Origin of the sequence: [Mycobacterium] manitobense (assembly GCF_025821665.1) — a bacterium.
In the GTDB taxonomy this organism is placed as follows: domain Bacteria; phylum Actinomycetota; class Actinomycetes; order Mycobacteriales; family Mycobacteriaceae; genus Mycobacterium; species Mycobacterium arseniciresistens.
Genome location: NZ_JACKSJ010000056.1, coordinates 13,707 through 25,908, shown reverse-complemented (window position 1 = coordinate 25,908; position 12,202 = coordinate 13,707). Strand labels below are relative to the sequence as shown.

The 12,202-nt window shown below is 70.2% G+C and carries 9 protein-coding genes; 6 read left to right on the top strand and 3 right to left on the bottom strand.

All coding sequences use genetic code 11. The features are described 5' to 3' along the window. Positions 1 to 147: 147 nt before the first annotated feature. Together H7I41_RS06975 and H7I41_RS06970 are read left to right on the top strand one after the other, a co-directional pair. Positions 148 to 1,065, top strand: a complete 918-nt coding sequence (locus H7I41_RS06975; RefSeq protein ID WP_264011842.1) for a sugar-binding transcriptional regulator — start codon at positions 148 to 150, stop codon at positions 1,063 to 1,065. Between the two features lie 31 nt (positions 1,066 to 1,096). Then, on the top strand, positions 1,097 to 1,861 hold the full coding sequence (locus H7I41_RS06970) for a GolD/DthD family dehydrogenase (RefSeq protein ID WP_264011841.1): 765 nt from the start codon (positions 1,097 to 1,099) through the stop codon (positions 1,859 to 1,861). A 4-nt stretch (positions 1,862 to 1,865) separates the two neighbouring features. On the opposite strand, the gene H7I41_RS06965 is transcribed toward H7I41_RS06970, so the two are convergent. Both H7I41_RS06965 and H7I41_RS06960 read right to left on the bottom strand, forming a co-directional pair. Next, positions 1,866 to 3,338, bottom strand: coding sequence for an acetyl-CoA acetyltransferase (locus tag H7I41_RS06965; protein ID WP_264011840.1), 1,473 nt, complete (start codon positions 3,336 to 3,338; stop codon positions 1,866 to 1,868). A gap of 36 nt (positions 3,339 to 3,374) precedes the next feature. Then, a complete protein-coding gene (locus tag H7I41_RS06960) occupies positions 3,375 to 5,699 on the bottom strand; it encodes a CaiB/BaiF CoA-transferase family protein (RefSeq protein ID WP_264011839.1) in 2,325 nt (774 codons plus the stop codon). A 110-nt stretch (positions 5,700 to 5,809) separates the two neighbouring features. On the opposite strand from H7I41_RS06960, the gene H7I41_RS06955 reads away from it, so the two are divergent. Both H7I41_RS06955 and H7I41_RS06950 read left to right on the top strand, forming a co-directional pair. Continuing rightward, positions 5,810 to 8,194: a phosphoketolase family protein gene (locus H7I41_RS06955; RefSeq protein WP_264011914.1), complete on the top strand. Its 2,385-nt coding sequence runs from the start codon at positions 5,810 to 5,812 to the stop codon at positions 8,192 to 8,194. Between the two features lie 33 nt (positions 8,195 to 8,227). Then, complete coding sequence (locus tag H7I41_RS06950; RefSeq protein WP_264011838.1) at positions 8,228 to 8,977, top strand: CPBP family intramembrane glutamic endopeptidase; 750 nt, start codon at positions 8,228 to 8,230, stop codon at positions 8,975 to 8,977. Between the two features lie 169 nt (positions 8,978 to 9,146). On the opposite strand, the gene H7I41_RS06945 is transcribed toward H7I41_RS06950, so the two are convergent. Further along, positions 9,147 to 10,184, bottom strand: a complete 1,038-nt coding sequence (locus H7I41_RS06945; protein WP_264011837.1) for an alanine and proline-rich secreted protein Apa — start codon at positions 10,182 to 10,184, stop codon at positions 9,147 to 9,149. A gap of 340 nt (positions 10,185 to 10,524) precedes the next feature. On the opposite strand from H7I41_RS06945, the gene H7I41_RS06940 reads away from it, so the two are divergent. Both H7I41_RS06940 and H7I41_RS06935 read left to right on the top strand, forming a co-directional pair. Continuing rightward, positions 10,525 to 11,196, top strand: coding sequence for an SDR family oxidoreductase (locus H7I41_RS06940; protein WP_264011836.1), 672 nt, complete (start codon positions 10,525 to 10,527; stop codon positions 11,194 to 11,196). A gap of 18 nt (positions 11,197 to 11,214) precedes the next feature. Beyond that, a complete protein-coding gene (locus H7I41_RS06935; RefSeq protein WP_264011835.1) occupies positions 11,215 to 12,144 on the top strand; it encodes an LLM class F420-dependent oxidoreductase in 930 nt (309 codons plus the stop codon). Positions 12,145 to 12,202 lie beyond the last annotated feature (58 nt).

The window sequence follows — 12,202 nt, the reverse complement described above, 5'->3', positions numbered from 1 at the left end:
CGAACCGCACCGGGCTCCTCCGCTGTTGTGGGCGGGAACACCCGCCCGCTCTCTTGTGAGGTGGATCATGCTCTGGCCTATGCTCAGATGTCAACGGCTCTGCACATATGTGCACGAGGCGTCCGCGGCTGACGTGGGAGGGGCGGGATGGGGCCCGACGAACTGTTCGAGCGTGCACTGGTGGCGCGCCGCTATTACCTGGAAGGCCGCACCAGGATCCAGATCGCCGAGGAGCTCGGGGTGTCCCGCTTCAAGGTGACCCGCATGCTGGACGAGGCGCTGCAGTCGGGCATGGTCGAGATCAAGATCCACAACCCGGGATCCGTCGACGTCGACCTGTCCACCGCCGTGCAGCGCCGCTTCGGCCTCCAGCACGTGTACGCGGTGGCGAGCGACGCCCGCAACACCGCCGACCGGGTACAGGCGGTCGCCAAGGCGATGGCGGAACTGCTGCAGTCGATCCTGCGCGACGGCGACGTGGTGGGGGTCGACTGCGGCCGCACCCTCGCCCACATCGCGCCGCACCTGACGACCCTGCCGCGGTGCGACGTCGTTCAACTCAGCGGCATGGCCGGCGCCATCACCGGCAACGGCCTCGATCTGGTGCGGCGGATCAGCGAGGTCAGCGGTGGGCAGTCCTGGCCGCTCTACGCCCCACTCGTCGTCCAGGACGGCCGCACGGCGGCGGCGCTGCGGAGTAACCAGCAGATCCGGGACACCGTGAGCCGGTACCCGGACGTGACATGCGCCCTGGTGTCGGTAGGGGCGTGGAAGCCCGGGGCGTCGCAGACCCACCTGTCGCTGACGGACCGGGAAGTCGCGCGATTCAACGAGGCGCGGGTGTGCGCCGAGACCTGCGCGCTGCTGCTCGACGAGGACGGCCACCGCGTGCCTGGCCTGGACGACCGCCGGATGGGCATCGGGGAATCGGCGCTGCGGGCGATACCGACCCGCATCGCGATCGTCACCGGTGCCGAGAAGATCGCCGCCACCAGGGCGGTGCTGTGCTCCGGGCTGGTCACGGCGATCGTCACCGACAGCGACATCGCCGCCGCACTTCTGTGAAGACCGCTCGAATGAAAGGATGCGAAAACAGATGACCTCTCCTGCAGTGGATCTCGACTTCCGGCTCGACGAAAGGGTCGCGCTGGTCACCGGCGGGGCGTCGGGCATCGGTGCGGCGACCGCCGCCGCCCTCGCCGCGAAGGGCGCACGGATCGCGCTGGCGGACCTCGACGCAGCCGGCGCGCAGGCAGCGGCGCAGGCACTCGGCGCGGACAGCAGGGGCTTCGGCTGCGACGTCGCCGACGCCGGTTCGGTCGGTGCGGTCGTCGAGGAGGTGATGACGAACTTCGGGCGAATCGACGTGCTGGTCAACAGTGCCGGCATCGTGATGCTCGGTCCCGCAGAGGAACTCGCGCTGGAGGCGTGGGACAAGACGATCGACGTCAACCTCAAGGGCACCTTCCTGATGTGCCAGGCGGTCGGCAACCGGATGCTGGCGGCCGGTCGTGGCGTCATCGTCAACATGGCGTCGCAGGCGGCCAGCGTGGCCCTCGACCAGCACGTCGCCTACTGCGCGTCGAAGTTCGGGGTGGTCGGTGTCTCGAAGGTACTGGCGTCGGAATGGGCGGGCCGCGGCGTCCGGGTGAACACGATCTCACCGACGGTCGTGCTCACCGAACTGGGGCGTAAGGCCTGGGACGGCCCGCGGGGCGAGGCGATGAAAGAGCTCATCCCCACCGGACGGTTCGCCTACCCGGACGAGATCGCCGCGGCGGCGGTGTTTCTCGCCTCCGACGCGGCGGCGATGATCAACGGCGCCGACCTGGTGATCGACGGCGGCTACACGATCCGCTAGTCCGCTACAGCAGCGCCGCTGTGCCGTCCTCGCGCACGGTGACCTTGACGCCGGCGATGTCGCCCTCGACGGTGGCGGCCGCGTCGCCGGCGTCGGTGATCACCGCGAGTGTGCGGGCGTCGTCGGGCGTCCGCACGGCGAGGTAGGCCTTCTCGGGTGCGCCGTCGCGGTCGAACGGGGTGGTCCATGCCTCGACGGTGCCGGTGCCGGACCACTCGACCAGGGAGGTACGGGTGGGCTCCCGGTCGACCTCGGGTTGCACGTCCTGCCAACGGAATTCGTGCGCGGGCGGCTCGGTGCCGTAGACGCCGAAGCTGTGTTTGGTGAGGTAGCCGCCGTTGGCGGTGATCAGGCCCCGCGTGCCGCGTCCGCTGGCGAGCTGCTCGGCCATGGTCGCGATGGAGTGCGTGACGTAGTTGTTCCACGGCCCACCGGCGAATGTCAGCCCGCCGGTGACCGTCAGCGGACGCGCGGGGTCCGCCACCGGCAATCCGAGTTCGGCGGCGGCCACCTGCACGGCGGACGGGAAGCACGAGTAGACGTCGACGAGGTCGATCCGGTCGAGATCGGTGTCCGCCAGCTCCAGCACCCGCCGGCCCGCGATCCGGATCGCCGGTGACCGGTGGAAGTCGGCGCGCTCGGAGATCGCATACGTGTCATGGGAGTCGGTGCCGGCGTACGGGAACACCCAGCGTTCCTCGGGCACCTGCAGCCGCCGCGCCTGCTCGACCGAGGTCAGTATCAGTGCCGCGCCCTGGTCGACCATGTTGTTCGAGTTCATTAGCTTGGTGTACGGCCAGCTGATCATCCGATTGGTCGGCCCTGGCCGCCAGATATCCTCTGCAGCAACGGGTTCGCGGCTCCACGCGTAGGGGTTGTCCCCGGCGACCGCGCTGAACTGCGCCCACAGTTCACCGATGCGGCGGCGGTGTGACTCCGGGTCCTCCCCCGCCGCGATCCGGACCGCCTGCTCGAACATCGGGTAGACGTGGGCGGGCCGTCCCAGCTCGATGCGCATCTCGGCGTCGCCGGCCATCGGCACGTCGTCGGCCCCGGGCGGCGTGGGCAGCGATTCGTCCTGCCGCGTCCAGTCCGCCTTCTCGCCGCGGCGCTTCAACCGTGAACGGGTACGCCAGGTCTCGGCGCCCGCGATCAGCACCACACCGGCGTTGCCGTCCTGGATGTCCAGGCAGGCCTGATTGACCAGTGTCTGCGGCACGTTGCCGCCGATGCCCGAGTAGCGGGTCGCGGCGCCGTCGGCGCCGATGCGTCCGGCGAGCAGCAGCCCGGGATCGATGTACCTCCAGGACAGCAGGTTCACCACGCGCACGGAGTCGACAGCCGCGAGCACCCGCGGGTCCGCGGCGGACCGGGCCGCGGCGGCCATCAGATCGACGGGTTCGACCGCGGGATTCTCGTCGCGCTGGTTGACCTGGCCGTATCCGATGAGCACCGGCGTGGTGGGGGCGACAGGCATGGGGACAGCATGCCGGATTGCCGCGTCGATCCGGCGTCAGGGTCGCCCGGCTGTGGTGAACAGCACGCCCTCGGCGATCAGCCGGTCCACCTCGGCGACGTCGAGCCCCAGCACCTTCTGGCAGATCTCGCGGGTGTGCTCGCCGGGCATGGGGGCGGGCCGCAGGTCGGCGGGCGGGATGTGCCGGAACCGGGCGGGGCCGGTCTCGGTCGGCATCGCCATCGCGAACAGCGGGTGGGTCATCTCGGAGAACAGCGCGCGGTGCCGCACCTGGGGGTCGGCCAGCACGTCGGCCGCCCGATGCATCGGTGCGGCAGGCACTCCCGCCGCCTGCATCGTCTCGGCTACCTCGTTCTTGTCGCGCCGGGAGGTCCACGCCGAGATCGTCGCCGGCTCTGTCGAGCCGACGACACCGGCCACCGCGTCACGGTCGGCAGCGGTGCGCATCGAGACGACACACCATTCGTCGTCACCGGCGCACGGATGGACGCCGTGCACGCCGTCGTCGTCGTCGACCGGCAGCCCGGCCGCCCGCGCGGCCTGTGCGACGTACGTGACGGCCAGTTGGTTCACCGCCGCCTCCGCCTGCGAGATGTGCACGTGTGCACCGGTTCCGGAGTGGTCGCGGTCGACGAGCGCCGCGAGCGCCGCGATGGCCGTGATCCTTGCCGCGACATGGTCGGGGAAGATGGTCGTCGCATCGAAAGGCGTCGCGTCGGCAGAGTCCGCGGTGCCGTCACTCCAGAGCCGGGTGATGCCGGTGCTCGCCCGCACCAGCGGCCCGTAGCCCATGCGCGCACTCCACGGGCCGGTCGCGCCGAACGCGCTGCTCTCGGCCAGCACGATGCGAGGATTCAGCGCGCGCAGCCGGTCGTAGGAGAACCCCAGCGCGTCGAGGGTCCCCGGCTTGAAATTCGCGAACACCGCGTCGGCCCCGGCCACCAGGCCGGCGAACACGTCGGCGCCCGCGGGATGGCGCAGATCCAGACCCAGGCTGTACTCGTTGCGGTGGGTCAGGGCCCACGACCGGCTCATCGGCTGCCCCGGTGCGGTCTGACGCAGCCCGTCGGGATACGCCGCGCTCTCCACCTTGATCACCTCGGCGCCCAGGTCCGCGAAGAGCCGGCCGAGCTCACCACCGGCCACGATCACCCCGAGGTCGAGGATGCGCATGCCGTCGAACGGCCGCAGCGGCCGGTCTCTTGCCGCTGCGGCTACCGAACGGCTTGCGCGCCAGCTGGATTCAGCGTCATCGTGAGTGGGTGCGGGGCGGCGGTAGCCGACATGCTCTCCGTCGACGACGAACGGCCCGGCGGGCACGTCGAGCTGCCGGCCGGCCACCGGCTCGATGACCGACAGCGCGCCCACCGCGCGGAAGTGCTCACACCGCAGCGCCTCGGCGGGGGTGAGCACCGCCGCGATCGGCACGCCGCGGGCCTGGCCCTGCTCGACCAGTTCGGCGACGGACCGGGACGCGAACAGTTCGGCGATCGCCGCGTTGAGTGCCTCCGACGCGGCGTAGCGGGCGGCGATGGTCTCGAACGACGGATCGGCGAAACGCTCGGGTTCGCCGAGCCACCGCCACATCCCGCGCCACTGCCGCGCCGAGAGCAGGCAGATCCGCACGTGACCGTCGGCGCATCCGAAGATCGGGTAGATCTGCTGGTTGCGGGGCCGGCCTCGCCACAATTCGGCGGAGTGCTTCCGGCCCACCGCGGCCTGACCTTCCGAACCGAAGGGTGGATCGAGGGCCTGCACCACCGCCTCGAACCTCGCGAAGTCGATGTGTTCGCCGTGCCCGCCGCGCAGCCGGTGGAAATAAGCGACCAGAGCCGCCCACGCCGCCTGCACCGCCGCCGTTCCCGACGCCAGGCCCACGGGCGGAAGCACCGGCTCACCGGTCGTCGGCCCGGACCGCGACAGCGCCGTGGACAGTGCATAGAGCACCGGATCGGTGGCCCGCCACGCCGCGCGCGGGCCCGTCGCGCCGAAGTCGCTGACCGACAGCACCACCAGATGCGGCCATCGCGCCGCGACCGTCGCCTGCGGCAGCCCGAACGCCTCCAGCCTGCTGCGGGGTCCGCTGTCCACCACGATGTCCGCCTCGGCGAGCAGATCCGCGAACCGGGTTCGATCGGCGGGCGACTGCGGGTCCAGCACGACACTGCGCTTGTTGGCGTTGTGCACGGCGAAGGCGATGCTCGACCCGGCTATCGCCGGCCGCGCCTCCCGATCGGCGGTGCCGCCGGGCGGTTCCACCTTCAGCACGTCGGCCCCGAGATCGGCGTACATCCGGCCGATCCCGGCGGAGTCCGCGTCGCCGGCGTCGAGCACCCGCAGCGAGGCCAGCAGTGTCCGCACCGCCACAGGCTAGTGCGTACGCCGATCCGCTTGAAGATCACGTGTTCGGGTAGACGGTCGGCACCCGAAGTTCACCCGCCGTGACCAGAATGAGCCAGATGACCAGCCAGATGACCGACGAGTCGCTGTCCCCCACTCTCACCGACGACGAACTGGACCTGATCAACGCCTACTGGCGGGCCGCCAACTACCTGTCCGTCGGCCAGATCTACCTGCTGGACAATCCGCTGCTGCGCGAGGACCTCGCCGCCGAACACATCAAGCCGCGGCTGCTCGGGCACTGGGGCACCACCCCGGGGCTCAACCTCGTCTATGCCCACCTGAACCGCATCATCCGGGAACGGGACGCCGACATCATCTACATCACCGGCCCCGGTCACGGTGGACCCGGACTGGTGGCCAACGCCTATCTCGAGGGCACCTACAGCGAGGTCTACTCCGGCATCGAGGAGGGCGTCGACGGGCTGCGAAAGTTGTTCCGCCAGTTCTCGTTTCCCGGCGGCATCCCCAGCCATGTGGCCGCCGAGACGCCGGGTTCGATCCACGAGGGCGGCGAGCTCGGCTACGCGCTCGTGCACGCCTACGGCGCCGCCTTCGACAACCCGGACCTGGTGGTGGCCTGTGTGATCGGCGACGGTGAGGCCGAGACCGGCCCGCTGGCCGCCAGCTGGCACTCCAACAAGTTCCTCGATCCGGTGACCGACGGCGCTGTGCTGCCCGTCCTGCACCTCAACGGATACAAGATCGCGAACCCGACGGTGCTGTCGCGCATTCCGCAGGAGGAACTCGAAGCGCTGTTCTACGGCTACGGCTACCGGCCGATCACCGTCGCGGGCGACGACCCCGCCAACGTGCACCAGCAGCTGGCCACCGCGCTGGACGAGGCCTTCGACCAGATCGCGGCGATCCAGCGGGCCGCCCGCCTCGACGGCGAGGCCGGCAGGCCGTTGTGGCCGATGATCGTGTTGCGCACACCGAAGGGCTGGACCGGGCCGGAGAAGGTGGACGGCAAGAAGGTGGAGGGCACCTGGCGGGCGCATCAGGTGCCGCTGTCGGAGACCCACTCCAATCCCGAGCACATGGCCCAGCTCGAGGAGTGGCTGCGCAGCTACCGGCCCGAGGAGTTGTTCGACGACGACGGCCACCTGCGGCCCGAGTTGCGGTCGCTCGCGCCGGCCGGAGACCGGCGGATGAGCGCGAATCCGCACGCCAACGGCGGGGTGCTGCGGCGTGACCTCGACCTGCCCGACTTCGCCGACTACGCGGTGGACGTGCCCGCCCCCGCGGCCGAGTCCGCTGAGGCCACCAAGGTGCTCGGCACCTTCCTGCGCGACGTCATCGTCCGCAACCCGGACCGGTTCCGGCTGATGGGACCCGACGAGACCGCGTCGAACCGGTTGTCGCCGGTGTTCGAGGCCACCGATAAGGCGTGGATGGCGGAGAACGATCCGGACGACGAGCACCTCGCGCCGGCGGGCCGGGTGATGGAGGTGCTCTCCGAGCACCTCTGCCAGGGCTGGCTGGAGGGGTACCTGCTGACCGGGCGGCACGGGCTGTTCAACTGCTACGAGGCGTTCGTGCACATCGTCGACTCGATGCTGAACCAGCACGCGAAATGGCTGTCGAGCAGCGCCGAGATCGAGTGGCGGCGGCCGATCTCGTCGCTGAACTACCTGCTCACGTCGCACGTATGGCGCCAGGACCACAACGGCGCCTCACACCAGGACCCCGGATTCATCGATCACGTCGCGAACAAGCGGCCCGAGGTGGTGCGGGTGTACCTGCCGCCGGACGCCAACACGCTGCTCTCGGTGGCCGACCACTGCCTGCGCAGCAAGCACTACATCAACGTGATCGTCGCGGGTAAGCAGCCGGCGCTGAACTACCTGACGATGGACGAGGCGATCGCGCACTGCACCCGCGGCGCCGGGATATGGGAGTGGGCGGGCAGTGGTACCGGTGAGCCCGACGTCGTGCTGGCGTGCGCGGGCGACATCCCGACGCTGGAGACCGTCGCCGCCGCGGACATCCTGCGTAAACGGTTGCCGGAGCTGAAGGTCCGAGTGGTCAACGTCGTCGACATCATGCGGCTGCAGCCCGAGTCGGAGCACCCGCACGGCCTATCGGACCGCGAGTTCAACTCGCTGTTCACCGAGGACAAGCCGATCATCTTCGCCTATCACGGCTACCCCTGGCTGATCCACCGGCTGACCTACCGGCACGCCAACCACGCCCAGTTGCACGTGCGCGGCTTCAAGGAGCGCGGCACCACCACGACGCCGTTCGACATGGTGATGCTCAACGACCTCGACCGCTTCCACCTGGTGATGGACGTGATCGACCGGGTCGAGGGGCTGGGTACCCGGGCGGCCGAACTGCGCCAGGAGATGGCCGACGCCCGGCTGGCTGCGCGGCGCTACACCCGCGAGCACGGCGAGGATGATCCGGCCATCTCCGGGTGGACCTGGGAACCGGACGACGGTTCGGCCGACTAGGGCACCCGCCCGGCGCCGGTAGAATCACCGCAAATGACCGACCTTGCCGCGGCGCCGGCCGACGCCGACCTCACCGCGCCGCGCGGCATCCACGTCTACGTGGACATCGCCGTGGTGGTGGCGGTCTTGGTGGTCACCAATCTCGTCGCGCACTTCACGACGCCGTGGGCCAGCATCGCGACGGTGCCCGCGGCCGCGGTCGGGCTGATGCTGCTGGTGCGCGCCCGTGGCCTCGGCTGGACCGAACTGGGCCTCGGCCGTGAGCACTGGCGTTCCGGCGCGGGTTACGCGGCCGCCGCGGTGGGCCTCGTGCTCACGGTGATCGCCATCGGCGCGCTGCTGCCGTGGACGCGGCCGATGTTCATGAACAACAACTACGCGACGATCTCCGGTGCGCTGATCGCCTCGATGGTGGTGATCCCACTGCAGACGGTCATTCCCGAGGAGCTGGCGTTCCGCGGCGTGCTGCACGGCGCGCTGACCCGGGCCTGGGGGTTCCGCGGCGTCGCCGCCGCGGGGTCGCTGCTGTTCGGGCTGTGGCACATCGCCACGTCGTTCGGCCTGACCAGCGAGAACGTCGGCTTCACCAGACTGTTCGGCGCCGGGATGTGGGGCACCGTTGCCGGGGTGGTGCTGGCCGTCGTGGCGACCGGGATAGCCGGATTCGTCTTCACCTGGCTGCGCCGTCGCAGCGGCAGCCTGCTCGCGCCGATCGCGCTGCACTGGTCGCTCAACGGGCTGGGCGCGCTCGCCGCGGCGCTGGTGTGGCACCTGTCCATGTAGTCGAGACGCCCCGGCGGGGCGCACCGTTGAAGCTGCGTCCTGAGCGGTCATCACTCGCACTATCGCGCCCTGCGCGCAGAGTCGCCGCAGTGACAGGCCCGAGCATGCCGAACGGGCGCCGCGGTCGATCGCTCGACGTGTGCGACGCCCGTTCCGGGTCAGCTCTTGATCAGGACGGCGGGCGCATCTCCGGTGCCGTGTTCGGATCGACCGGCACCGCGACTCCCACACCCGGCCGCGGCGGCGGGGCGTTCGGGTCCGGCGGAGGCGCATTGGGATCGGGCGGAGGCGGCGGGGCGTCGGCCGGCGGGGGCGGCGGCGGCGACCACGGCCGGATCGAGTTGGCCAGTGCCACCGCGGCGCCCTTGTCGACGGGATTGTTCGCCGAGCCGAGCCAGACCACGAACCAGCGTTCCGGGGTGCGCTGCCCGCGCGGGGTGCCCGCGGGAGTGGGCTGGCCGACGACGCCGGCCCAGATCTGTCCGGTGGGCTTGGCGGCGTCGGTGAACTTCACCTCGTAGTACGACGCAACACCGGGCATGCCCGCAGCGTCGAGGGGGACGGTCTCCTGACCGAGCCGGGTGCCCGGGAAGGGCATGAAGAACTCACCCATGTCGGACGCGAGACGCTGTGCGGCCTTGGTGTTGTCGGCCTCGGCGCCCGCGAAGAGCTTGAGGTCCAACCGGCCGAGCAGCACGCTGGTGTCGCTCGGCGGCTCGGCACCCTCGGGCGCGATCCGGTTGAGCAGCGCCTGGCCGTAGGACAGCTGCGTGGCGTCCGAGACCTTCCAGCCGGCCGGCACCACGTAGCTGAAACCACCCGCGGCGTTGTCGACCCGGCCGGCCTCGGGCGCGGGCGGGGCATTGGGATCCGCGGGCGGCGGCGCCGGAGCGTTGGGGTCGGCCGGCGGAGGCGGCGGCGCATTGGGGTCCGCGGGCGGCGGCGCAGGCGCGTTGGGGTCGGCCGGCGGAGGCGGCGGCGCGTTCGGATCGGCGGGAGGAGGCGGCGGCGCGTTGGGCGGGGGCGGCGGCTGTCCGATGAACGTGTTGCCCTGAGGCGGTGGGGGTGGCGGCGGCGTGGGCTCAGGCTGAGCGTTGGCGATCGGCAGGGTGAGCACCGCCACGGCGATACTCGTCGAGGCCGCGAGCGCCAGCGTCGTCGAGAGACCCTTACGTCGTCGTGCGGAAGTCGCGTCCGGCTGCACCATGGAGAAGAAACTACCGTGTTACCGCCGTGACGCAAGTGTGAGTTGATTAAAAAGTGCTCTGATGAGCGATTGCTGTGATCGAATCGATGCAGCTCAATGCATTCTTGATAGATTGCTGACATAGCAGCTCCCCGGGGCGCCACGCCGGTCCCGGTGGCCGCCCTGGCTCATCGCTCGAAGGGCGGTCTGCCCAGTGAATCGCATCGCTGACCACCACCGTTACCGACATGTGCCGCGTCGCTCGCGCGTCGGATTTCCCGGGCTAGCTACTGTCCAGTAACATCGGCGCTTGATCGGCGCGCCACCGCGCGCGGATCACCCGCGACGAGGAGGTCAACCGATGGACGTGCTGGTCACCGGAGGCGACACCGATCTGGGACGCGCGATCGCGGCCGGCTTCCGCACCGAGGGCCACACCGTGGTCATCGCCGGGGCACGCCGCGACGACCTCGAGGTCGCCGCCAAGGAGCTCGACGTCGACTCGATCCTGTTCGACAACACCGACCCGGCCAGCATCGAGGACGCGCGCGGACTGTTCCCGCACCACCTCGACGCCCTGATCAACGTCCCCGCACCGGGCTGGCAGCCCGGCGACCCCCGGACGTTCTCGCTCGCCGACACGGCGGCGGCGTGGCGCGCGGCGCTCGACACCACCGTGCTGTCGGCCGTGCTCACCACCCAGATCGTCGGTGACCACCTGCGCTCGGGCGGCTCGATCGTCAACGTCGTGCCGGAGAGTGCGCGACCCGGCAGTGCCGACGCCGCGGTCAAGGCCGCTCTGAGCGAGTGGACCGCCGGTCAGGCGGGCTACTTCGGCACCCGCGGCATCACCGTCAATGCCGTGGCCTCGGGCCGCAGCGCAGACGCCGGTTACGACGGCCTCAGCACCACCCCGCCGTCGGTCGCCGAGGAGTTCGCCCGGCTGGCGCTGTTCCTCAGTACGCCTGCGGCACGCCACATCACCGGGCAGACACTGCATGTCAGCCGGGGTGCACTGGCGAACTTCGGCTAGCGGGTTAGGGTCGACGGAGTGACGATTCGACTCGGACTCCAGATCCCCAACTTCTCCTACGGCACCGGCGTCGCCGAGATCTTCCCCACCGTCATCGCGCAGGCCCAGGAAGCCGAGGCCGCCGGCTTCGACTCGGTCTTCGTGATGGACCACTTCTATCAGCTGCCCGGCCTGGGCACCCCCGACCAGCCGATGCTCGAGGCGTACACCGCGCTCGGCGGCCTGGCCACGGCAACCGAGCGCGTCCAGCTCGGCACGCTGGTCACCGGAAACACCTACCGGAATCCGACGCTGCTGGCCAAGGCCATCACCACGCTCGACGTGATCAGTCAGGGCCGCGCAATCCTCGGCATCGGCACCGGGTGGTTCGAGCTCGAGCACGACCAGCTCGGCTACGAGTTCGGCACCTTCACCGACCGGTTCAACAAGCTCGGCGAAGCGCTGCAGATCATCCTGCCGATGCTCGCCGGCGAGCGGCCGACGTTCAACGGCAAGTACTACCGCACCCAGGACGCGATGGCCGAGCCGCGCCTGCGCGACCACATCCCGCTGATGATCGGCGGCAGTGGCGAGAAGAAGACCATTCCGTTGGCGGCCAGGCACTTCGACCACCTCAACATCATCGCGGGCTTCGACGAGCTGCCACGCAAGGTCCAGGTCGTCAAGGAAGCCTGCGAGAAGATCGACCGCGACCCGGCGACGCTCGAGACCAGCATGCTCGTGATGGCCCTGATCGACGACAACGTCACCGCCGACATGATTCCCGACGACTTCAAGGACCGGGTGGCCTTCGGTGGCGCCGAGCAGATCGCCGAACAGGTCAAGACCAAGGTGCTCGACGCGGGGGTCGACGGCGTCATCCTGAGCCCGGTCACCAACATCGACGGGTACCACCCCGGGCGCATAACGGATGTCGCCGCCGCGTTGAAGCCGATGCTGGCTGGGTAAACAGTCGGTGCGGTGCGCTATCTCACCGCGCCTGCGGGATGCCCGCCCACTAGCCTAG